We start from the raw sequence: 20,533 nt of genomic DNA, 5'->3' as shown, positions 1-20,533 counted from the left end.
CTCGGCACCCTCGTCGGCACCATCAAGCCTGACGAATGCGCAAACTACTTCAACAACGCTGGATATGCTTCCGTAAAAACATGAACTCTAGCCGGCCATCAGCCCTGCCGCGCCTCGTCGCCAATAGGCTGCGGCCAGCGTCTGGTCGCGGCCAAGCGCCAGTGTGCCGCGCCAGTGTTCGCGCACGGTCCTGGCCGCCGCTGCTTCCGCCGCGAACCAGCCGAAAGCCGAGCCGTTTGGCCATGACGCTGACAGGACGGCGCGCGCCAGCCGATCATCAAGCCCGGCTGGCACACCATTTCTCGGCACCCAGTGAAGCTCTATGCCGGTGACGTTGTCGATCACCTGCCGTTCGGTATCGTTGGCGATCTCGATGTAGGCCACGCCTTTGGTCTCGGCCGGCAGCGTCTCCAACAGCCGCGCCAGCGCCGGCAGGCCGGTTTCGTCTGCACCCATGACATACCACGACGCCTGCCGCACCGGGCGGCCGACCGGACCCATGATGCCGACCTTCATGCCGGGTGCCGCTTGCAGGGCCCAGGCGGCGCCGACGCTTTCGCCGGGATGGACGAGGAAGTCGACATCGATGACGCCGTTGGCCACGTCGAGCGCGCGGATCGTGTAGACGCGCGCCACCGGGCGCCTGTCGTCCGAAGGCCAGACCGGCAGACCATTGCTGCCGAGCATGGGCCAGAGCGGATCGGGCACCTCCCTGGTCGGAAACAGCATGCGGATGTGCATGCCACCGAACTTCGCAAAACGCCTCAGATCGTCGCCGGTAAAGCGGATGCGCCGCATATGCGGTGTGAGATCGCCAACTTGGGTGACGGTCATCTCGCGGAACTGGGCGAGGCGGGTTTCTCCGGCGAGATCGCCGGTCCAGACGATCTCGGGATTCTCATCCTTGGCATAGACCTCGACCGCGGTGGCCAAAAGATCCTTGATGCGGGCCAGGCCGTCGCGGTCGGCAGCATTGGCCCGCATCACCAGCCGCTCCATGTCGAAGAAAGCGCCGCCGAAGGCGAAGCGGAAGTCGAGCCGCTGCCCCTCTTGCGAGGCAGCGGCATCGAAGCTCTGCAGCCTGTCGCTGATGCGGCCGATGTAAAGCGGCAAGTTGCGCAGGTTCAGACGCGCTTCGCAGGCCAGTCCGCTTGCCGATGCTTCGCTCACGCTCAACCTCCGATCCTGCCGGTCAGCGCCACCTTGAAGGTGCGGCCCTTGCCCTGTTCCGTTGCCGCCGATGTCGACCAGGCGCTTTGCGGGTCGGTGTAAGCGGTGTCAAAGACGTTATCGACGGCGAAATCGAGCCTGGCGTGATCGTTGATGCGCCAGTTGGCGAAGACATTGACGAGGTCGAAGCCGTCATCGACGACTGTCGGCTCGTTCGGGTCGTTCGGCTGGGTGCGGTTGGTGCGCGTGATCTTGCCGACGCTGAGATATTGCGCGCCGACGGTGAGCTGGTCTTCGAGCATCCTGAAGCCGAGTGTTGCCGAGAAGCGGTCGAGCGGCGTGTTGCTCAGCGCTTGGCCGGAGTAAACGCCGCTGACGACCTTGGCGTCGATCAGGGCGCCGGCGAGGTTCACGAAGCCCCAGCCATAGTCGTAGACGGCCTCGGCCTCGATGCCCTTCAGCCGCGCGTCGCCGATATTGATCGCCGTGCGCGGCAGGACGGTCAGGTCGACATCGATATAGTCCTCGATATCGGTGTGGAAGACATTGACCTTGGCACGAAACAGGTCGCCGGCGGTCAGCACATCATCGTATTTCAGATTGACGCCGGCTTCCCAGCTCTTCGCCGTTTCGGGCTGGAGAAGCAAATTGGGCTCGTAGCTGTCGCCTCCGCCATGCGCGCCGCCGCCGCGATAGACGTCCTGCAAGCCCGGTGCCCGGTAGCCTTCGGAATAAGTGCCGTAGAGTTGCAAGCCTTCGAGCGGTGTCACGCCTACGGTGAGGCGCGGCGACCAGCGGTCGCCCGACATCGAGGCTTCCTCCGGCGGCACGGTCTTTGTCTCACCGTCGAGCTGGTAGCCATCATAGCGCACGGCGGCGATGAGCTGCAGCCAGTTCTCATAGTCGCCCTGCCATTGCAGGAAGCCGCCATAGCCTTGCTGTTCGCCGGCGCCGAAATGTGCGGCTTCCGATGATGCTTCCAGATAGTAGTAGTCGAGCCCGTAGGTGAGCGTGTGTGCCATCTCCCAGGCGTCGAAACGCGAGGAGTTCTTCACGTTGAAGCCCGTTGTGGCGACGTCATAGTAGCGGAAGTTGCCGATCGCGGAAGTCGGCCAGACCTGTGTCTGCTCGGCGCGCGTGCGGTTGTGGTAGGCATTGGCGCTGAAGTCGATCAGCTCGTTGTCGTCAGGTTTCCAGGTGTAGGCGGCCGTGTAGGTCTGGTTGGTCGTGTCGGTGTCGTAACGGCTGAGCGTCGGCGAGGTCGAACCGCTCGATCCGGTGATCTGGTCGCTGTAGCGCTGCAGGATCGCGCCGAGCTTGAGCTCGTGGCCGTCGGCGGGACGCAGCGTCGCCTTCATATAGCCGCTGGTGATGCTCTCGCCGGTCCATGGCACCGTGTCGCCATTGCCGTCGGTGTAGCTGTCGCGGTCGCGATAGATGAGATTGCCGATGATATCGGCGTCGTCGCTGAAGCGGTACGCGCCGGTGGTGCTGGTGGTGAAGCCGTCGCCATTATCCTCATAGCCGAGCTTCTCGCTCAGCGCCCAGCGTTCCTCCTGCTTGAGGAAGTCGCCGGCATCCTTGGTTTCGAAGGAGACGACGCCGCCGATGCCGCCCGAGCCATAGGCGTTCGAGACCGGGCCGCGAATGACGGTGGCTTCCTTGATCAGTTCCGGTTCGACATAGAACGAGCCTGAGCCGTGGCCGACGCGCCAGTAATCCTGGCGGGCGCCGTCGAGTGTCACCACCACGCGGCCATACTGCTGCAGTCCGCGAATGTTTATGGCGGTCGCCGGATCGTCGCCGTTCATCGAGGCGGCAACGCCGGGCGTGGTGCGAAAGATGTCGGCGGCGGTGTCAGGCTGGATGCGCTCGAGCTCTTCCTGATCGACGGCACTGATGGCTGCCATCGATTCGATGACTGCTGTCTTGATCATCGTTGCCGAGATGGTGATGACATCGAGCATGGTCGCCGGCTGGTCCTGAGCGGCGTTGGCCGGCGCAAGCCGGTCGGTTTTGGCTGCGGCCTTCTTTTCCTGTTCCTGCGCATTGGCCTGCGGCGCGGCGCATAAGCCGAGCGCGAAGGCGAGTGCGGTGCTCGCCATCAAGGTCGTGTTGTTCGTCTGTTTCATGTGATCCCAGCCCCAAGCAAAGGAAAATTGCTGGCGATGGCTGAACGGCCTTGGCTGGCATGATGGAAATCCCTCGACCGATCGGTCAGGGCATGGTTCACATATTAAAACATGATGACATAAGTCAACTTTAAATTTATAGGCCACACCATTGGCGAAGAAATCGTGAACCGGAGTGAACGGCATGGTCGGCAATGCGGGTAGGTGGATGCACTGGTTTCAACCGGGCAGGATCGTGATGGCGCTCTTTCTGGCGTTGTCCGTCCTGGCGCCGTCCTGCGGCTTCAAGGCGACGGCTGCCGAGGAGGTCGTCGACGCGCTGGGGCGCACCGTCGCGCCGGGAGCAGCGATGAGAATCCTGACGCTTGGCTCCGATGTCACCGAGATCGTGCATGCGCTGGGCGCCGGCGAACGAATCATCGCCGTCGATCGCGGCAGCAAATATCCCGCTTCCGTCGCGCAAAAGCCCAATGTCGGCTATCGGCGCCAGTTGTCCGTCGAAGGCCTGGTCGCGCTTCGCCCGGATCTGATCCTGGCGGCGCAAGACAGCGGGCCGCCGGAGGCCGTCGAGGTGCTGAGGTCGCTCGCGATCCCGGTCGTCTTCGTGCCGGAAGACAACAGTCCGCAAGGCATCGAGCGCAAGATCACGCTGATCGCCGCGTCGCTTGGGCGCGAGGACAAGGGCAGGGTGGTCTCCGCCGAGGTGCTTGCCGCCTTTCAAGCGGCCACCGATCTCGCGTCGAAAATTGCGCTGGAGCGCCGCAAGAAGGTGGTGTTCTTCCACGGCCTCGTGCGGCTGAGCGCGGCCGGCTCTGGCACGGCGGCCGATGCGATCATCCGTTATGCCGGTGGCATCAATCCGATGGCTGTCGTGAAAGGTTACAAGCCGGCATCGGAGGAGAAGCTCATCGAAATGGCGCCCGATGTCATCTTGATGATGAGCGACGGCAAGGGCGGGCCGACCGCCGCGCAGGTGTTCGGCACACGCGCGCTGAGCGCCACGCCGGCGGCGGAGAACAAGTCGCTGATCGTGCTGGACGGCGCCTATATGATCGGCTTTGGCCCGCGCACAGCCGATGCGATCCGCGACCTGGCGCAGGCGCTGTATCCAGAGGTCGCGGACGCAGACTAAGGCCAATATCGGTAGGCCCGCTTTGCCTCTATGCGAGACGGCCATTTAACGCGAAATGTCGAGGCGCCGGCCGTCGTGGTCGGACGCTGGTCCGAAGTGCCGTTTTCTCCAGGACGCTTGCCGGCCGAACAAAGTTGCAGGTCCGGGCCAAACATTGGGATGATATTCCATCCCGCCAGCTTGACCGCGAACGGCATCTCCAGCCTATAATTCTACTAAATTCATAGATTAACTGCGAACGGCATGGGCGTTCGCGGCCTGGACTGCGAGACACAAAGGGAGCGCGTCGATGCCGAAGACAGAATCGAATCCTATCGACCTTGGTACGAAGGCTGCCAATTTCCTGCTGCCGGACGCAAAAGGCGTGCTTCACAGGCTGGCCGATTTCGACGCCAAGCCGGCGCTGCTCGTTGCCTTCATCTCCAATCGCTGCCCGTTCGTCGTGCTGATCCGCGAGGCTCTCGCGGCGTTCGCCAGCGACTATGCCGGCAAGGGCCTGCAAGTGGTGGCGATCAATGCCAACGACCATGAGGCGCATCCCGAGGAAACGCTGGCCAGGATCGGCGAAGAGGCGAAAAAGTTCGGCTACACCTTCCCCTATCTCAAGGACGCTTCACAGCAGACGGCGAAAGCCTATGGCGCGGCTTGCACGCCAGATTTCTTCCTGTTCGGCGCCGATCGGCGGCTCGCCTATCACGGCCAGTTCGACGAAGCGCGGCCGGGCAACGGCAGGCCGGTGACGGGTGCCGATCTGCGCGCCGCGGTCGACACGGTGCTGAAGGGCGAAACGCCGGCCGCTGAGCAGGTGCCCTCGATCGGCTGCAACATCAAATGGAGCGCCGCAACGAGCCGGTGTGGTTCTCCAGGGCGGCCTGAACCGAACCTGCCGCCCTTAGCTGACCGCTAATCCCTTCCGCGAGTGATCATGCCGAAGACTGCCACAGCCGTCCGATCCGCGCCTGAAGGGTTGCACCTGACCGCCGATGTGCTGGTGCTGGGCGGCGGTCCGTCGGCCGCCTGGGCGGCGGTCGCCGCGGCTGAGAACGGTGCGACCGTGGTGCTGGCCGACAAGGGCTATCTCGGCACCAGCGGCGCCACCGCGCCGTCGAACACCGGCACCTGGTGCGTGCCGCCGGGCGACAACAGGCATGCGGTGGTCGAGCGGCGCTGGCAGCGCACCGGCGAACTCGCCGACCAGCGCTGGATGCTGCGCTGCGTCGACACGGCGTACCGCAACCTCCTGAAACTCTCCGAATGGGGCTATCCGTTTCCGAGCGAGGATGACGGCCGGCTCCACATCGCCAATCTGCGTGGGCCGGACTATATGCGCTTCATGCGCCGCCGGGTGCTGCTGGCCGGCGTCACCGTGCTCGATCATCATCCGGCGCTCGAACTTCTGTCGGACGGCGACGCGGTCGTGGGTGCTGCCGGCGTCGGCCGCCAGATCGAGCGCGACTGGCGTGTCGACGCCAAGGCGGTCGTGCTGGCGACCGGCGGCTGCGCCTTCCGCGAACGCATCCTCGGTTCGACCGGGCTGACCGGCGATGGCTACCTGATGGCGGCGGAAGCCGGCGCCAGCCTGTCGGGCATGGAGTTCACCGGCAAGTACACGCTGGCACCGCATGGCTCCTCGCTGAACAAGGGCCTGCCGTTCCGCTGGGCTTCGTTCCATCGCGAGAACGGATCGGCGATCCTCGGCCCGACCGGCGAGCCGCTGCGCAACGGCATCGGCGACCGTGAGGGGGAAGTGGCGCGTGCGCTGATCGACGGGCCGGTCTATGCGCGGCTCGACCAGGCCGAGCCGACGCTGCAAGGCTGGCTGCGCCAAGGCCAGCCGAACTGCTTCGTGCCTTATGACCGCGCCGGCATCGATCCCTTCAGCGATCTGTTCCGCGTCACGCTGCGCGCCGAAGGCACGGTGCGCGGCACTGGCGGCGTCGACATTGTCTCCGACGATTGCGCTACTGGCGTACCTGGCCTCTACGTTGCCGGCGACGCCGCCAGCCGCGAGATCATGACCGGCGCGATTTCGGGCGGCGGCGCTGTCAATTCGTCCTGGGCGCTGGCCAGCGGCTGGTGGGCCGGCAAGGGCGCCTCGACCCATGCCAAGCGCCGCGGCGGCAAGGCGTTCCGCAGCGAGGTGCAGCCGCTCGGTCAAGCCGGTCTGCGGCCGGCGGCTTCGCCGCGTGCCGATGTTTCGGCAGGCGAGGTGATAGAAGCCGTGCGCAATGAGGTCACACCGCTCGATAAGAACTTCTTCCGCACCGGCGCTGGCCTGGAAAAAAGCGGTCAGCGGCTGGAGAGCGTCTGGTGCGATGTGCGCGACCACCTGCAAGGCGAGGGGCTGGAGCGGATCCGTACGCGCGAGGCGGCGTCGATCGCTGCTGCCGGGCGCTGGTCGGTGGCGGCTGCGCTTCATCGCAGCGAGAGCCGCGGCATGCATCGCCGTACCGATCTTCCGGGCAAGAACCCAGCCTTCGCACACCGGCTGGTCATCACCGGTGTCGATGATTTCCGCATCGCCGGGGCGCCCGATCGGCTGGCGGAGCTGGCGTCATGATCGAGATCGTCTCGGCCACGCGCTGCGTCGAATGCGACATCTGCGTCAAGGTGTGCCCGGCCAACGTCTTCGACGCGACCAAGGATGGCGCGCCAATAATCGCGCGTCAGGAAGACTGCCAGACCTGTTTTCTCTGCGAGATCTATTGCCCGACCGACGCGCTTTACGTGGCCGAGGTCGCCGAAGGGCCGACCGGCATCAGCGAGGCGGAGGTCGAGGCACGTCATTTGTTTGGCGGCTATGCAAGCGCGCTCGGCTGGAAGCGCGGAAAGGCGGGCGGCTCGCAATTCGACCTGACGCACCGCATCCGCGTGGCGCAATAGAGCGACCGGAGGCAGGCATGGACCGTATCGTCGTCAGCGACATCAAAAAAACCTTCCAACTCAAGCCGGGACAATTCGTCACCGTCGACGGCGAGGCGACCGACCGCGTCACCGTGCTCGACGGCGTCGATCTCGCCATCCGCAAGGGCGAGTTCATCACGCTGGTCGGGCCGAGCGGGTCGGGCAAGTCGGTGCTGCTCGATATCATCGGCGGGCTGACGCAGGCGACCAGTGGCGGCGTCCAGCTCGACGGCAGGCGGATTACCAGGCCCGATCCCAAGACGGGCTATGTCTTCCAGCAATATGCGCTGTTTCCCTGGCGCACGGCGCTGGCCAACGTCGAATATGCATTGGAGGTGCGCGGCGTTCCGAAATCGGAGCGCACTGCCACGGCCCGCCATCTTCTGTCGCTGTTCGGCCTTGCCGGTTTCGAGGACCGCTTCCCCAACCAGCTTTCCGGCGGCATGCAGCAGCGCGTGGCGATCGCACGCGCGCTCGCCAGCAACCCGGAAGTGCTGTTGATGGACGAGCCGTTCGCCGCGCTCGACCAGCAGACCCGCGAGATCCTGCAAGGCGAGCTGCTCAGGATCTGGGGCAAGATCAAGACGACGGTGATCTTCGTTACCCATTCGATCGACGAGGCGATCTTCCTCGCCGATCGGGTGGTGGTGATGACCGCGCGTCCGGGCACGGTGAAGGAGATCATCGACATCGACCTGCCGCGGCCGCGCGACGGCGACATTCGGGCAAGTGCTGCCTTCAACAATCACCGCGCCCGCGTGTGGGACGTGCTGCGCGACGAAGTCAACAAGGCACAGAAGGATTGGACGCTGTCGCCGGCGTTCAACCACTGAGGAGTTTTGGCATGGCCTATCTGACCGAAAAGTTTGGCCCCGCCGGCGGCTTTCATTCGTTTGCTGGAGCCGGTGAAGCGATGACCGCCGCCAGGGTCCCGGCAATCAAGGCCCGCAGCACTACCCCCAGGCGCAGGAGAGGAGCCGGCCTCGGCACGTTCATCTACGGCCTGCCGCTGCTTGGCCTGTTCTTCCTCACCTGGGAGATTGCGCCGCGACTCGGCTGGCTGAACCGCATCTTCTTCCCGCCGCTGAGTGAGGTGCTGGTCGCGTGGTGGGATCTGCTCGCCTCCGGCGTGCTGGTCGAGCATATCGGCATCAGCCTGCAGCGCGCGGCAATCGGTTTCGCACTCGGCGTGATAGTGGCCATCCCGCTCGGGCTTTTGATGGGGCGCTATTCGCTGTTCGAAAAGGTCTCCGATCTTTTGGTGCAGACGCTGCGCAACACCTCGCAGTTCGCGCTGCTGCCGGTATTCATCCTTCTGCTCGGCATCGGCGAGGAATCGAAGGTGGCCATCACCTTCTACTCCTCGGTATTTTTCCTGCTGGTCAACACGATCAGCGGCGTCAAGTCGGTCGATCCGCTGCTGATCAAGGCGGCACGCTCGATGGGCACGTCCGACTTCGACCTGTTCCGGAAGATCATCCTGCCGGCCAGCATTCCCTCGATCGTCGCTGGTGCGCGGCTCGGCGTAAAATCCTCGTTGTTCGCGGTGATCGGCGCCGAAATGCTGGCCGCCAAATCCGGCCTCGGCTTCCTCATCCAGAACTCGCAACTGATGATGGAAACGGCCGACATGTATGCCGGCATCCTAACGCTCACCGTCATCGGCCTTATCGTCAACTACCTGCTCGTCTGGTTCGAACGCTGGGCAACCGCCTGGAAAGGCCAGTCGGAAGCCTCGCTGATTTAAACAACAACCAATTCGTGCCAATCAGGAAGGAATTTCAGATGTCCAGGATATCTTTCAGTGCATTACGCCGGTTGCTCTTGCAGCGTGCCATAGCCGCGGCCGTCGGCCTCGTCGGCGCCTCTATCTTTGTCGCGCCTGGCTTCGCGCAGGACAAGCCCGAGGTCATCCGCATCGGCAGCACCGCGCCGGGCCACCTCAAATTTATCCTCGCCCAGCAGGATGGCTGGTGGCAGAAGGAATTCGCCAAGGACGGCATCAAGGTCGAATTGGTGACCTTCAATGGCGGTTCAGAGGCGACGACAGCGCTGGCGACCGGGGCGATCGAGGTCACCTATACCGGAAACAATCCAGCGCTGCGCGTCGCCGCCTCCGGCGCCGACGTCAAGCTGATCGGCGTGTCGAGCTATGTGAAGGCAGGCGGCTCCTCCATCATCGTCAAGGCCGACTCGCCGCTGAAGACGCTGCAGGATCTGAGGGGCAAGAAGGTCGCCTATCTCACCGGCACTGTGCGGCATTCGAATTTCAGCAAGGCGCTGAACAGCGTCGGCCTGACGACCAGCGATGTCGAAGGGCTGAACCTTCCTTTCGAGGCGTCAGGGCCGGCACTGCTGCGCGGCGACATCGATGCGATCGTCGAGACCGACTCGACGGCGGCCAAGCTGGTCGACACCGGCGAGGCCCGTGTGCTCTACGACACCAGCATCCATCCGGAATGGAACGTGCCGAATGTCATCTCGGTCAATGGCGCTTTCGCGGCGAAATATCCTGACCTGGTCAGGCGGCTGCTGAAGGTCGATATCGAGATTGCGCGCTGGGCCGACGCCCATTCCGACGAGACGATCAAGACCTTTGTCGAGGCGACCAAGTCGTCGGAGAAATCCGTCCGCAAGACTTACAGCCAGGGCCTGTTCTACCAGGATCCCAAACTTACCGATGATGCGATCGCCGCACTCAAAGGCGAGGAAAAGTTCATGGCCGGCGCCGGGTTGCTGAAGGGCTCGATTGACTATGACAAATGGGTCGACAAGAGCTTTGTCGACGGCGCCTATACCGAAGTCGCCGCCGTCCAGTAGGAGAGCCGCAGCGTTCCGGGCTTGCGCCGACAGGCGCTGCTTCTCTCATCCCAGAGTTTCCATTCAGATCTCCGGGATGCTTTCCCTGAAGATCACCTGCAGCCTCGGCTGGTGCAGCTCGTAAGGCAAGCTCCTGACTGCATGGGTCAGGGTGTTGAGCGCCTCGCGCGCCTCGACGCGGGGGTTCTGATCGATGACCGCGTCGAGCGTGCCGTCGAGCAGAAGCTCCTTGGTGCCTTCCGTCACCTCATGACCGAGAAAGACGATCGAGTGCTGGCGGCCGCGCTCCTTCAGCGCCCTGGCGATGCCGGTGTTGCCGGCGCCGACATTGTAGATCGCGGCAAGGTCGGGATGCCGCTCCAGCAGCGCGGAGGCCTCGGAATAAGCCTTCTCACGGTCGTCGAGCATTTCGCGCATTTCGACGATCTGCAGATTGGGCGATTCCTCCGTCAGTATGTGGCGAAAGCCCATCTCGCGCTCCTCATGGCCGCGATAGGACAGCGAGCCGGCGAACAGCGCGACCTTGCCCGGACGGTCGGTGCCCATGAAGCGATTAAGCAGATAGCCGGCCAACCGGCCGGCGGCGCGGTTGTCGATGCCGATATAAGCAACCCTCGGCACATGCAGGATGTCGGACGCGATGGTGACGACCTTGACGCCGCTGGCCGACAGTGAGCGGATCGCCTCGCGGACCGTCGGATGGTCGAGCGCGATGACGCCGACGCCTTGCGTCTGGCCGTGCAGATCATGCAGCAGCCGGGAGAGCCGGTCCGGATTGAAGCCTTCGATCGTGGCGACGCGCACATCGAGGTCGGGTCGCGCCTGCGCCTGCGCCTCGATATGCCGGTGCAGCATCTTGATGAAGGAATTGGTACCGGCGGGCAGGGCAAAGTCGAGCCGTATGACAGCGCCGGGCAAGGTGGGGCGCTGGGTCGGGCTGTTCGAATTCTCGGCGATATACCCAAGCCGCTGCGCCATCTCCATCACGATTTCCCGCGTGCGCGCCCGAACGCCGGGGCGGTTGTTCAGCACACGGTCGACGGTGGCGGCGGAAACGCCAGCTTCGCGGGCTATGTCTGTCAGGGTGGACCGCACAGTCGATCACCTCATTGCTAGTGCGCTACGGGCGCATCAAAATCGCGCATGCCACGGATCGGAAGACGGTTTCATCACCATCCGCGATTCTGATGGGAAATGATGTATCCGGCCTTAGCCGATGCGCAAGCCGGCGCGCTACACCAAATCGTCGAGCCGGGCTGGGAGGGGCCGGCGCGGTGCGTGTTTCCCTCAAATTCAAGCAGCGGGGACGATGAGATGACCTCGGTGAACTGCATTTTTCTCCCTCATTTGCGATCTTGTGATGTGTTTTGAGTATTTATGATGTTGACAGTCTTCACATACTGCCGTCAATATCCATCATAAGGGTCGTGGAGGAACAGGGCCCTGAGGGAGGACTTCCAATGTCAAATTTGATCCGCATGTCGCGGCGCCGTTTGCTGGCGTCCGGTGGAAAGGCGGCCGTGCTCGTGGCCGCGGCAGGTATTGCTCCGCAATTTATCCGTCCAGGCGGCGCCTATGCGGCCGATGCGCTAGGGCCGGGCATGATCGGCGGACCGACGGGTTTCGATGGCTCGGAGCGCTATCAATATGGTCCCGACACGCCGGAAGGCCGCGCCATTGAGGCGGCCAAGGCGATGAAGGGCGCCGGCAAGGCGCCGGCCAAGATCGTGCTCGGCCTGTCCGACGGCTCGATCGGCCAGCTGACGCAGCCGTTTCCGGCCGGCGCGCCGTCGATCAAGGATCTGTGGGAAAAGGAAACCGGCATCCCGCTCGAAATCGTCGGTGTGCCGAACGGCCAGGAATTCACCAAGACGATGCAGGACATCTCCACCAAGGGTGGGGCCTACGACATCTATGCCGTCGAGTGGAACCGCCTCGGTGATCTCGCTGAGACCGGCGGCATCCTGAAGCTCGACGACTTCGTCGCCCAGCATAAGCCCGAATGGGACGATCCTGAGCGCGGCTATGTCAACGGCGCCAAGGGCGTGTCGCTGCTCAACCAGTATCGCGGCTCGACCTATGGCGTGTCGCTGGACGGCGATTTCCAGACCTGGGTCTACCGCACCGATCTGTTCGGCGACGCGGCAGAGAAGAAGGCCTTCTCGGACAAGCATGGCTACGAACTGGCGCCGCCGAAGACCTGGAAGCAGCATGACGAGATCGCCGCCTTCTTCCAGCGCCCGGACAAGGGCCTGTTCGGCTCGACCGATCTGCGCAACCAGGGCTGGGGCTACACCAACTGGTATCAGCGTTATGTCTCAATGGCTTCGCCCAATCAGTTCCTGTTCGACGATACCGGCAAGCCACTGATCAATTCCGAGCAAGGCATTGCTGCGACCAACGAGTACATCGCATCGCTGGTCCATCATTCGCCGGATGCGATCTCATGGGGCTGGCCGGAGCAGTATGGCAATTTCGCCAAGGGCGGCGCCGCCATGACCTGCGCCTTCTCCAACCTGCCGAAATTCCTCGACAATGCCGGCAACAAGGATTCAGCTGTCACCGGCAAGATCGGCTCGATGCTGCCGCCGGGCCGCGAGATCGACGGCAAGCTCATCAGCCGCTCGGTGCTGTGGCTCAATCTTTCGGCGTCGGTGTCCTCGCAGGCCAAGCATCCGGAGGCCTGCTACCTCTTCCTGCAATGGCTGGGATCGAGCCGCATCTATGCCTGGATGACGGCCAATCCGGGCGGCTATTTCGACCCGTTCCGGCTGTCGGATTTCTCTGATCCGCTGGTTCGCCAGACCTATCACGCCTACCACATGGATGTGGTGCGCGAGACGGTCGCCCGCACCGTGCCGAGCATCAACTATCCCGGCGCCACCGCGTTCCACAATGCGCTGGACGAGAACCTCGTCGCAGCGCTGACCAAGGCCAAGACCGCCGAGCAGGCGATGGCCGACACCGAAGCCGAGTGGAAGAAGATCGCGCGGCGCACCGGCGAGGAAAAGCTTCTCGAAGCCATCAAGACCAACAAGGAGGCATGGCCCACCGTTCTCGATCCGATCAGCTGATCCTCCTCCCAGGATCGAATGGGAGGGGAGGAGTGATTGCTCTTCCCCTCCGCAAACGATGACTCCAGCAAAGCTGCAAGATGAAGCGTTCCGTTCCCTTCGAGATATTTCGCTATACCGCCATCCTCGCGGCCATGGCGGTGACGCTGGTGCCGATCCTGTGGATGGTGTCGATGGCCTTCAAGCCGATCGCCGAATGGTCGGCGACCGGCGCCGACCTGACCTGGTGGCCGAAGAACCCGACGCTCAGCAATTTCCGCTTCGTCTTCGGTGAATCGACCAACAATCTGATCGTCGCGCTCGACCGCACCGCGCTGAAACCGATCCTGTCGTCGCTGCTGTCGGCCACGTTCGGCACGGCAATCGCCATGTCGGCCGGCACGGCAGCCGCCTACGGGCTGTCGCGCTTCGGCTCGGGCCAGAACCTGCCGCTGGCGCTAATCCAGCTTCGCCTGTTTCCGCCGATGGCGGTCATGACCCCTGTCATGATCATGTGGGCCTTCCTCAATTTCACCGACAGCTGGTGGGGACTGTCGCTGATCTATGGCATCGTCACACTGCCTTTCGCCTTCTGGCTGATGAAGACATTCTTCGACGACATGCCGCGCGAGATCGAGGAAGCGGCATTGGTCGAGGGCTGTTCGCGGCTGCGCGTCTTCACCCGCATCACGCTGCCGATGATGCGTGCGCCGCTGGCCAGCGCCGCGCTCTTCGTCTTCATCCTCAACTGGTCGGACTATCTGATCGCGCTGCTTTTGACGACGCGCGAATGGGTGACGATCCCGGTCTATATGGCGTCCTTGTCCTCCTCGATGACCGGACAGCTCTACGGCGCCAAGGCGGCGCTCGGCCTGATCGCGGCGGTGCCGCCTGTGATCATGGGCATCGCCATCCAGCGCCATCTGGTGCGCGGGCTGACCTTCGGGGCGCTCAAGCAATGAGCACGGTGGCTGCGACGATTTCGGAGGACGTGATGGAGGCCGTCCAGGCAAAGCCGACCTTGCGGGACGAAGGGGCAAAGCTTGGCTTCCGGCTGACGCTGCCGGCGCAGATCCTGGTGCTGTTTATCGCCGTCTTCCCGCTGCTCATGCAGCTCTACATCAGCCTGACCGACTGGTCGCCGCTTTCGGGCACCGGTTGGTGGAATGCCTGGTCGATGTGGAACAATTTCGCCAACTACACCGACCTTGCCGTCGACGCGCGCTTCTGGAGCGCGCTGAAGCGCACGGCCATCGTCATGATCGTCTGCGTGCCCGTCGAGTTCCTGCTCGGGCTGGCGCTGGCGACGCTGTTTGCCGACGAGTTTCCCGGCAAACGCATCTTCTACTCGATCCTGCTGATGCCGATGATGGTGGTACCGGCGGTGGCTGGCTACATGTTCTTCATGCTGTTCCAGTCGGGCGGCCCGGTGAATGACCTCCTGTCGGCGATATCGGGCATGCCGGTCACCATCGCCTGGCTCTCCGACCCGACGCTGGCGCTCATTGCTGTCATGGTCGCCGACATCTGGCAGTGGACGCCGCTGATGTTCCTTATCCTGCTTGCCGGCCTGGTCGGCGTGCCGGAAGACCAGATCAAGGCAGCGACGCTGTTAGGGGCCAATCCCTGGCAGCGCTTCTTCACCATCGTGCTGCCGAAGATGAAGACGATCATCATCATCGCGCTCGCCATCCGGATGATCGAGAACTTCAAGATCTTCGACACGCTCTACATCATGACCGGCGGTGGTCCCGGCGTCGCCACCGAAACGATCTCGGTCTACATCTACAAGCTCACCACCCAGGACCTGATCTGGGGCTATGTCGCGGCGATCGCGCTGGCCGTATTGATCGTGCTGTCCATCGCCGCGGTCTTTGCGATGAAGCGCATGGCCCGGGCACGGGAGGTGCCGGCATGAGTGCCATTCATCTGCAGAACCTGGTCAAGAAATTCGGCGACTTCACCGCGCTGAAGACGATGGACCTCGCCATCGCCGATGGCGAGTTCATGGCGCTGCTTGGGCCATCTGGCTGCGGCAAGTCGACGACGATGAACATGATCGCCGGCATGGAAGAGCCGACCAGCGGCAAGATCCTGTTTGGCGAACGTGACATGGAAGGCGTGCCGATGGGGCGGCGCGGCGTCGGCTTCGTGTTCCAGAACTATGCGATCTTCACCCACATGACGGTGCGCCAGAACCTCGCCTATGGGCCGAAGATGCGGGGCGCCGCGAAATCGGAGATCGACCGCCGCGTCGGCGCCATTGCCGAGATGCTGCAGCTGACGCCGTTGCTCGACCGCAAGGCCGACAGGCTGTCGGTCAACATCTTGCAGCGGGTGGCCATCGGCCGCTCGGCGATCATGGAGCCGGCGATATTCCTGCTCGACGAGCCGCTGTCCAACGTCGACGCCGCCTTCCGGGCGGTCATGCGGACTGAACTGAAGCAATTGCAGCGGCAGTTCCGCCAAACCATGGTCTATGTCACCCACGACCAGCTCGAGGCGATGACCATGGCCGACCGCATCGCGGTGATGGACCATGGCGTGCTGCAGCAGGTTGGCACACCGCTTGAGGTCTACAACAATCCGGCCAATGTCTTCGTCGCCCGCTTCATCGGTGCGCCGGGCATGAACCTGCTCAAGGGCAGGCCAGCGGAAAGCGACCGGGGCCTGGTCGTCGATCTCGGGCCGCTCGGCGTCACGCCGCCACTGCCGGCAGAAATCGCCGCCGCCGTGCGGCGCGTGCAGGGCGACGTGCTTTACGGCTTCCGACCGGAACAGGCGACGCTGGTTGAAGGCGGCCAGGGGCTCTCCTTGCCGGTAACCTTCGTCGAGCGCATCGGCGCACGCACCATCGTCCATCTCGGCCAGGGCGAGAGCGCGGTGAAGGCAGTGTTCGACAATGACGTCGGGCTGGCGCTTGGACAAACGGCAGTCGTCGCGCCGGCCGCACAGTCGGTGCGCGTCTTCGACGCCACCACCGGCCTTGCCATGAAAGCGGGTTGAGACCATGGCCGATATCGTCTTCCGCAATGTGACGAAACGCTACGGCAACACGCTCGCCGTCGACGACGCCTCGTTCACTGTCAACGACAATGAGTTCTTCTGCTTCTTCGGCCCGCCGTTGTCGGGCAAGTCGACGGTGCTGCGCCTGGTGCTCGGACTGGAAACGCCTGACTCGGGCGAGATCCTGATCGGCGGCAGGCCGGTCAACACCGTGTCGCCGGCCGAGCGCAATGTCGCGATGGTGTTCCAGAACCTGGCGCTGTTTCCGCATATGAGCGCGCGCGACAATGTCCGTTTTCCCCTGGTCGAACGCCGGGTCGCCGAGGCCGAGATCGAGAAGCGTGTTGCCGACGTCGCGGCCAAGCTGCATATCGGCCATATTCTGCACAAGCCGCCGGCGCAGCTTTCCGGTGGCGAGCGGCAGCGCGTGGCGATTGCGCGTGCGCTGGTGCGCGATCCCGCCGCTTATCTCATGGATGACCCGATCTCGGCACTCGACGCCCGGCTGCGCGAGGAGACGCGTGTCGAGCTGAAGCGCATCCAGCGCGAGCTCGGCAAGACGCTGATCTATGTCACCCACGATCAGGAGGAGGCAATGTCGGTCGCCGACCGCATCGCCATCCTGGAGAACGGCAAGATCAGGCAGATCGGCGCGCCGGCCGAGATCTACGACCGCCCAGCCAGCACCTACGTGGCGCGGCTGCTCGGCTCGCCGATGATGAATATCTTGAAGTCGGTGCGCGGCGAGGGCGGCGTCGAGGCGGCTGAAGGCGCGATCCGTATCGCGGACAAGGCTGCTCCGGCCGATGCCGTCGAGATCGGGCTCAGGCCGGAAGATATCAAGGTCCGGCCATGGCTGGATGGGGAAATATCGGATGAGGGAATATCGGATGGGCGAGCGGGGCGTCCGGCGCGCGTGTTCGAGGTCGAGCCGCTTGGCGGTTATACCGTCGTTACACTCGCTGCCGGGCAGGCGCGCCTCAGGGCGCTGCTGCGCGGCCAGCCTGATATCAAGCCGGATGCGATGGTGGCGATATCCTGCGAGCCGGCCAGAGTGCACTATTTCGGCCAAAGCGGCGGAGCGCTGGCACGATGACAGCGGTTTTAAGAAACGAGCTTCGGGAGGAACATGTGGCAAGCGATGAAATAGTGGGCAACGACTTCGAGCCGGACGTGAAGGTCCGCACCAGGGAGTACAAAATCGGCTGCGTCGGCGCCGGCATGATCATGGCCGAATGCCATCTTGCCGCTTACAAGGAAGCGGGCTTTCCGGTGGTGGCGATCGCTTCGCGGACCAAAGCCAGCGCCGAGAAGGTCGCCCGGCGCTGGGGCATCCCGACCGTCCACGACACGCCGGAACAGTTGATTGAGGACGAAAATGTCGAGATCATCGACCTTGCCTTTCCGCCGGACCAGCAGCCGGCGCTAATCCGGCATGCGCTGAAGCAGAAGCACATCAAGGCGATCCTGGCGCAGAAGCCGCTGGCGTTGTCGCTCAAGGATGCGATCGAGCTGCGCGACGAGGCGGCCAAGGCCGGCAAGATCCTCTCGGTCAACCAGAACATGCGCTATGACCAATCGATGCGCGTGCTGAAGCAGATCATGGACAGCGGCGCGCTCGGCGACATCGTCTTCGCGCAGATCGACATGCACGCGATCCCGCACTGGCAGAGCTTCCTCGAGGATTACGACCGGCTGACGCTTGCCAATATGAGCGTCCACCATCTCGACGTGCTGCGCTTCCTGTTCGGCGATCCCGGCGAAATCACCACACTGACCCGCAAGGACCCGCGCACCCGCTTCGACCATTCCGACGGCATCACCGTGTCGACGCTGCGGTTCCCGTCCGGCGTGCTCGCCGTGTCGCTGGAGGATGTCTGGTCCGGCCCGCGCCAGGACGGCTACAAGGACGACCAGCACATCAACTGGCGCGTCGATGGCACGAAGGGCGTCGCCAAGGGCACGATCGGCTGGCCGACAGGTTCCGGCTCGACGCTGACCTATGCTTCGACCGAAACCACTGGCGGCGAATGGGTGACGCCAAGCTGGGACACGATGTGGTTCCCGCATGCCTTCATCGGCGTGATGGAGCAGCTCCAGCACGCGGTGAAAACGGGTGAGCCACCGGCACTTTCCGTCGCCGACAACGTCAAGACCATGGCGCTGATCGAAGCCGGCTATCGCTCGATCGACGAGGGCCGCACGGTCAAGCTCTCCGAAATCTCGACAAACTCAATCAACTGAATCACTTACAGGGAGGACCTCACATCATGATGCAGGCAGGTATTTTCACGGGCTATTTCCCGTACAGCCTCAAGGAAACCGCGCAGAAGATCCGCGCGCTCGATTTCAACACGGTGCAGCTCGACCTGCACTTCAGGGATGTTGACCTGTCGGCCGGGCAGATCACCAAGGATAAGGCCAGGACTGTTCGCGACACCTTCCGCGACCACAATCTGCCGGTGTGCTGCGTGTCGGGCTACACCAACATCATCCATCCGGACAAAGCCGAACGCGAGAAACGCGTCGGCTATCTCAAGGAGATCATCCGCAGTGCCCGCGATTTCGGCTCGCCCTACGTGATCTCGGAAACCGGCACATACAACACCGAGTCCGACTGGGTGCACCATCCCAAGAACAAGACCGAGGAAGGTTTCGAGGAATGTCGCAAGGTCATCGCCGACCTCGCCCAGACGGCCTACGACCACGGCGCAGTGTTCCTGCTCGAAACCTATGTCAACAATGTCGTCGGCTCGGTCGAGGAGACGGTGAAGATGTTCGCACAGGTCGACCATCCCGGCCTCGGCCTGTTGATGGATCCGACCAATTATTTCGAGACGCACAACATCGACAGGATGGACCAGATCCTGAACCAGGTGTTCGACACGCTGACCGACAAGATCAAGATCGCGCACGCCAAGGACGTCAAGCGCTCGGGCGGCGACAAGTCGGAGAAGCATGCCGACATCGGCGACGAGGATGCGCTGGAGAGCCATACTTTCCGCGGCGTCGGCGAGATCGAGCTGCCGGCGCCCGGCCTCGGTTCGCTGAACTACGACCTCTATCTCAAGCGGCTTGCCGAAAAGCACCCGAACATCCCGGTCATCATCGAGCATCTTTCGGAAGACGACGTGCCGCGGGCCAAGAAATTCCTCGACGCCAAGTTCCGCGCCAACGGCCTCTGACTGCGGTCCTGCGTCGCCGCCATGCGGCGGCGCATTCGGCCGGGAGGAACCAACAATGGAGGAAGCGAAATGTTGAAATTCGGATTGAAACTGGCGGCGGCCGCGACTTTGTTTGCAGGGATAGGGTTGGGCTCGCCGGCATTCGCACAGGACGGCCAGAAGACGTTCTATCTCCTGTCGCATGGCGGCCCATCGGATGCATTCTGGCTCGACTGGAATGCCGGCGCCACCAAGGCCTGTGACCAGCTCAAGGTGACCTGCAAGATATCCTTCAGCGGTGGCGACATGGCGGCGCAGAAGGAGGCCTTCAACTCGGCACTGGCCGCCAAGCCCGACGGTATCGGCACCACCTCGGCGCAGCCCGGCCTGTGGACCGAGGAGGTCAAGGCGGCCAAGGCTGCGGGCATCCCGATCGTGTTCTTCAACACCGATGATCCGGCAACTGGGCGGCAGGCCTATGTCGGTGCCGACCTCAAGGAAGCTGGCGCCATCTGGGCCAAGTACCTGGTCGACAACAAAATGGTGAAGCAGGGCGACAAGGTGTTCCTGCCGGTGGAGGTGCCGGGCGCAAGTTACCAGCAGCTCGAGACTGAAGGCATCGGCAGCGTCTTCGATCCGCTCGGCATCAAATATGACGTGGTCGATTGCGGCACCGATCCGGCCGGCATCATCGCCAAGATGACCGACTATATGGTCGCCAACAATCCGCCGGCGATCATCGCGCTCGGCGATTCCGTCGCGGCCAGCATCAAGCGGGTGTTCGACGGCGCCGGCGTGCCGGCCGGCAAGATCCCGGTCGTCGGCTGGGGCAATTCCAAAGAAACCGCCGAGGCCGTCAAGGCCGGCTTCGTCAACGCGGCCGCCTGGCAGTTCCCGTCGGCGCAAGGCTTCATGCCGGTCGCGCTGCTCGGTCTCGCCGCCTCGGGCGAACCGATCGGCTACGACATTCACACTTTCAGCCTCTACGACGCGACAAGCGTCGAGCCGATCCTGAAACTCTACAACAAGTGATGGAATTTGACGTGCGCCCCCCCGGCGGCGGGCGGCGGGCGCAGAGATTGGTGTAGCAGTGATTGCAAATTGCGCGGCAGAGGGAATGGCTGTCGGGAAACCCCCCGACCCGCAGATACG

The 20,533-nt window shown here is 63.5% G+C and carries 17 protein-coding genes and 1 pseudogene; 15 read left to right on the top strand and 3 right to left on the bottom strand.

What is annotated here, in order from left to right:
• Positions 1–87: 87 nt before the first annotated feature.
• Together NKH73_RS31835 and NKH73_RS31830 are read right to left on the bottom strand one after the other, a co-directional pair.
• Positions 88–1,170, bottom strand: coding sequence for a siderophore-interacting protein (locus NKH73_RS31835; RefSeq protein ID WP_352939299.1), 1,083 nt, complete (start codon positions 1,168–1,170; stop codon positions 88–90).
• 2 nt (positions 1,171–1,172) lie between these two features.
• Positions 1,173–3,302, bottom strand: coding sequence for a TonB-dependent hemoglobin/transferrin/lactoferrin family receptor (locus NKH73_RS31830; RefSeq protein WP_352939296.1), 2,130 nt, complete (start codon positions 3,300–3,302; stop codon positions 1,173–1,175).
• A gap of 184 nt (positions 3,303–3,486) precedes the next feature.
• On the opposite strand from NKH73_RS31830, the gene NKH73_RS31825 reads away from it, so the two are divergent.
• The 7 genes and pseudogenes from NKH73_RS31825 to NKH73_RS31795 all read left to right on the top strand — a co-directional run bounded on the left by NKH73_RS31825 (position 3,487) and on the right by NKH73_RS31795 (position 10,158).
• A complete protein-coding gene (locus NKH73_RS31825; protein WP_352939293.1) occupies positions 3,487–4,434 on the top strand; it encodes a heme/hemin ABC transporter substrate-binding protein in 948 nt (315 codons plus the stop codon).
• 289 nt (positions 4,435–4,723) lie between these two features.
• Positions 4,724–5,310: pseudogene (locus NKH73_RS31820) on the top strand (thioredoxin family protein).
• Between the two features lie 49 nt (positions 5,311–5,359).
• Positions 5,360–6,994 (top strand): FAD-binding protein, encoded by a 1,635-nt coding sequence (locus tag NKH73_RS31815; RefSeq protein ID WP_352939290.1) that lies wholly within the window; start codon positions 5,360–5,362, stop codon positions 6,992–6,994.
• Positions 6,991–7,317, top strand: coding sequence for a 4Fe-4S dicluster domain-containing protein (locus NKH73_RS31810; RefSeq protein ID WP_352939287.1), 327 nt, complete (start codon positions 6,991–6,993; stop codon positions 7,315–7,317). The genes NKH73_RS31815 and NKH73_RS31810 overlap by 4 nt, the downstream gene beginning before the upstream one ends.
• A gap of 17 nt (positions 7,318–7,334) precedes the next feature.
• Complete coding sequence (locus NKH73_RS31805; RefSeq protein WP_352939284.1) at positions 7,335–8,171, top strand: ABC transporter ATP-binding protein; 837 nt, start codon at positions 7,335–7,337, stop codon at positions 8,169–8,171.
• An 11-nt stretch (positions 8,172–8,182) separates the two neighbouring features.
• A complete protein-coding gene (locus NKH73_RS31800; protein WP_352939281.1) occupies positions 8,183–9,085 on the top strand; it encodes an ABC transporter permease in 903 nt (300 codons plus the stop codon).
• A 38-nt stretch (positions 9,086–9,123) separates the two neighbouring features.
• The gene (locus tag NKH73_RS31795; RefSeq protein WP_352939279.1) at positions 9,124–10,158 is read left to right on the top strand and encodes an aliphatic sulfonate ABC transporter substrate-binding protein; all 1,035 of its coding nucleotides are present in this window, start codon (positions 9,124–9,126) and stop codon (positions 10,156–10,158) included.
• Positions 10,159–10,221: 63 nt separating this feature from the next.
• Here the strand turns inward: NKH73_RS31795 and NKH73_RS31790 are convergent, their stop codons facing one another.
• The gene (locus NKH73_RS31790) at positions 10,222–11,253 is read right to left on the bottom strand and encodes a LacI family DNA-binding transcriptional regulator (protein WP_352939277.1); all 1,032 of its coding nucleotides are present in this window, start codon (positions 11,251–11,253) and stop codon (positions 10,222–10,224) included.
• Between the two features lie 365 nt (positions 11,254–11,618).
• On the opposite strand from NKH73_RS31790, the gene NKH73_RS31785 reads away from it, so the two are divergent.
• The 8 genes from NKH73_RS31785 (at position 11,619) to NKH73_RS31750 (ending at position 20,413) form a co-directional block, all read left to right on the top strand.
• Positions 11,619–13,232, top strand: a complete 1,614-nt coding sequence (locus tag NKH73_RS31785) for an extracellular solute-binding protein (RefSeq protein WP_352939275.1) — start codon at positions 11,619–11,621, stop codon at positions 13,230–13,232.
• 80 nt (positions 13,233–13,312) lie between these two features.
• Positions 13,313–14,173 carry a carbohydrate ABC transporter permease gene (locus NKH73_RS31780; protein WP_352939272.1) on the top strand — a complete coding sequence of 287 codons (861 nt, stop codon included), beginning with the start codon at positions 13,313–13,315 and terminating at the stop codon, positions 14,171–14,173.
• Positions 14,170–15,129, top strand: coding sequence for a carbohydrate ABC transporter permease (locus NKH73_RS31775; RefSeq protein ID WP_352939270.1), 960 nt, complete (start codon positions 14,170–14,172; stop codon positions 15,127–15,129). The genes NKH73_RS31780 and NKH73_RS31775 overlap by 4 nt, the downstream gene beginning before the upstream one ends.
• Positions 15,126–16,217 (top strand): ABC transporter ATP-binding protein, encoded by a 1,092-nt coding sequence (locus NKH73_RS31770; protein ID WP_352939267.1) that lies wholly within the window; start codon positions 15,126–15,128, stop codon positions 16,215–16,217. Before NKH73_RS31775 ends, NKH73_RS31770 begins: the two co-directional genes overlap by 4 nt.
• Positions 16,218–16,221: 4 nt before the next feature.
• Positions 16,222–17,313, top strand: coding sequence for an ABC transporter ATP-binding protein (locus NKH73_RS31765; RefSeq protein WP_352939265.1), 1,092 nt, complete (start codon positions 16,222–16,224; stop codon positions 17,311–17,313).
• Between the two features lie 50 nt (positions 17,314–17,363).
• Entirely contained in the window at positions 17,364–18,461 is a 1,098-nt protein-coding gene (locus NKH73_RS31760) for a Gfo/Idh/MocA family protein (RefSeq protein ID WP_352939302.1), read from the top strand.
• Positions 18,462–18,487: 26 nt separating this feature from the next.
• Positions 18,488–19,402, top strand: coding sequence for a sugar phosphate isomerase/epimerase family protein (locus NKH73_RS31755; RefSeq protein WP_352939262.1), 915 nt, complete (start codon positions 18,488–18,490; stop codon positions 19,400–19,402).
• Positions 19,403–19,471: 69 nt separating this feature from the next.
• Positions 19,472–20,413 (top strand): sugar ABC transporter substrate-binding protein, encoded by a 942-nt coding sequence (locus tag NKH73_RS31750; protein ID WP_352939260.1) that lies wholly within the window; start codon positions 19,472–19,474, stop codon positions 20,411–20,413.
• The last annotated feature ends 120 nt before the right edge of the window (positions 20,414–20,533 follow it).

Origin of the sequence: Mesorhizobium sp. M0938 (genome assembly GCF_040319125.1) — a bacterium.
GTDB lineage: Bacteria > Pseudomonadota > Alphaproteobacteria > Rhizobiales > Rhizobiaceae > Mesorhizobium > Mesorhizobium robiniae.
The sequence above is the reverse complement of the archived record's forward strand: the minus strand, read 5'-3'. Positions and strand labels throughout refer to the sequence as shown.

What these genes read in the sequence shown, in the direction of transcription:
- NKH73_RS31775 (WP_352939270.1), top strand. Translation starts at nt 14,170, where the DNA reads ATGAGCACGGTGGCTGCGACGATTTCGGAGGACGTGATGGAGGCCGTC.
- NKH73_RS31810 (WP_352939287.1), top strand. Translation starts at nt 6,991, where the DNA reads ATGATCGAGATCGTCTCGGCCACGCGCTGCGTCGAATGCGACATCTGC.
- NKH73_RS31780 (WP_352939272.1), top strand. Translation starts at nt 13,313, where the DNA reads ATGAAGCGTTCCGTTCCCTTCGAGATATTTCGCTATACCGCCATCCTC.
- NKH73_RS31755 (WP_352939262.1), top strand. Translation starts at nt 18,488, where the DNA reads ATGATGCAGGCAGGTATTTTCACGGGCTATTTCCCGTACAGCCTCAAG.
- NKH73_RS31805 (WP_352939284.1), top strand. Translation starts at nt 7,335, where the DNA reads ATGGACCGTATCGTCGTCAGCGACATCAAAAAAACCTTCCAACTCAAG.
- NKH73_RS31795 (WP_352939279.1), top strand. Translation starts at nt 9,124, where the DNA reads ATGTCCAGGATATCTTTCAGTGCATTACGCCGGTTGCTCTTGCAGCGT.
- NKH73_RS31750 (WP_352939260.1), top strand. Translation starts at nt 19,472, where the DNA reads ATGTTGAAATTCGGATTGAAACTGGCGGCGGCCGCGACTTTGTTTGCA.
- NKH73_RS31825 (WP_352939293.1), top strand. Translation starts at nt 3,487, where the DNA reads ATGGTCGGCAATGCGGGTAGGTGGATGCACTGGTTTCAACCGGGCAGG.
- NKH73_RS31770 (WP_352939267.1), top strand. Translation starts at nt 15,126, where the DNA reads ATGAGTGCCATTCATCTGCAGAACCTGGTCAAGAAATTCGGCGACTTC.
- NKH73_RS31765 (WP_352939265.1), top strand. Translation starts at nt 16,222, where the DNA reads ATGGCCGATATCGTCTTCCGCAATGTGACGAAACGCTACGGCAACACG.
- NKH73_RS31785 (WP_352939275.1), top strand. Translation starts at nt 11,619, where the DNA reads ATGTCAAATTTGATCCGCATGTCGCGGCGCCGTTTGCTGGCGTCCGGT.
- NKH73_RS31800 (WP_352939281.1), top strand. Translation starts at nt 8,183, where the DNA reads ATGGCCTATCTGACCGAAAAGTTTGGCCCCGCCGGCGGCTTTCATTCG.
- NKH73_RS31830 (WP_352939296.1), bottom strand. Translation starts at nt 3,302, where the DNA reads ATGAAACAGACGAACAACACGACCTTGATGGCGAGCACCGCACTCGCC.
- NKH73_RS31815 (WP_352939290.1), top strand. Translation starts at nt 5,360, where the DNA reads ATGCCGAAGACTGCCACAGCCGTCCGATCCGCGCCTGAAGGGTTGCAC.